1 pseudogene is annotated in these 1,258 nt (G+C 63.2%); it reads right to left on the reverse strand.

Going from position 1 to position 1,258, the window contains the following annotated elements:
* Positions 1-1,258 (reverse strand): annotated as a pseudogene (locus I5W_RS28445) (c-type cytochrome); the annotation flags it as partial.

Consider the following 1,258-nt stretch of genomic DNA (forward strand, 5'->3'; position numbering starts at 1 on the left):
TTCAATTGCGGATCGATCTTGCCGATACCACGTCCGGCCACCTTGTCTTCGGGCTTGGTATCGCGTCGCATCCAGTCGAAGTAGGCGAGCATGGCTTTCATCTCGACCGAATCCGGCGGCAATGGCTTGCCGTTCATGGAACGCTGGAAGCAACCATTGATGCGCTCTGCCAGTGTGATGACCCGTCCCGCCCGGGGGGCATAGCTGGGGAAGAAGGCCGATACGCCCACATAGGGCGAACCCTCGGCCACCGTGCCGGCGTTGAGATGGCAGCTCGCGCAGTTGATTGCATTGCCCACGTGGCCGGGCAACATGCGGCTGGTTTCGATGTTCAGTTTGGCGCCCAGGGCTAGCTGTGCAGCATTTTTCTCGTTGAGCATATCGGCCAGGCGCGGCGTGACGAAGGTGCTCACGGCAGGCTTGCCCTGGCTCTCGGTGAGTTGCGCGCGCATTCGACGCACCAGGTCTTCGCTGATGTTGGCCTCGGGCCGGCCACCCCAGGTGGCGCGAGCGAAGTTGAGAATCTCGGCGATCTCGCCATCGCCGAGGGCCGCAAATGAAGGCATGGTCATCGCCCTTGACTGCGCCTGCGTCTTGGCCGAGCGCCAGCCGGTGAGCATGATGTGGATCAGCGAGGAGGGTTCTGCCGATTGCAGCGCCGGGTTGCCTGCCAGGGTCGGGAAGATATCCTTGACGCCGTTGCCGTCAGGGCGGTGACAATCGGCGCAGAATTGCACGTAGCCCAGCCCGCCGCGCGTGCTGTAAAGATTGGCGGGAGCTTCGCCGAGCGCGTTACCTACCGGCATCTGCATCGGCAACTCGCCGGGCGCGGGAGACAATGATGCCAGATAGACCCCGATGGCCTGCAGGTCGGCATCGCTCAGGTATTGCGTGCTGTGCTGGACCACGTCCACCATGTTGCCGGCCACGCTGCCGAAACGATTACGGCCGGTCTTGAGCAGTTCGGCGATGTCGTCCGGCTTCCATAAGCCGCGCAGGCTCAGGGCTCGCCAGTTTTCCACGGTCTCGCCAGCGAGGAATAGCGGGCCATGCTTGCCGGCCTCGCTCATGGTTTTCTCTTGGNAACCGATGCCGCGTGGCGTATGGCAGGCGCCGCAGTGCCCCAGCCCCTGGACGATGTAGGCGCCGCGGTTCCATTGGTCTGATCTGGAAGGTCCGGCTGGAACGAGGTGCGCTCCAAGAAAGGCCAGGTTCACAAGGCCATGCCCCAACGCTGGTTGAAGGGGAAGGACATGCC

Origin of the sequence: Herbaspirillum sp. B65 (genome assembly GCF_000333555.1) — a bacterium.
GTDB lineage: Bacteria > Pseudomonadota > Gammaproteobacteria > Burkholderiales > Burkholderiaceae_D > Herbaspirillum > Herbaspirillum rubrisubalbicans.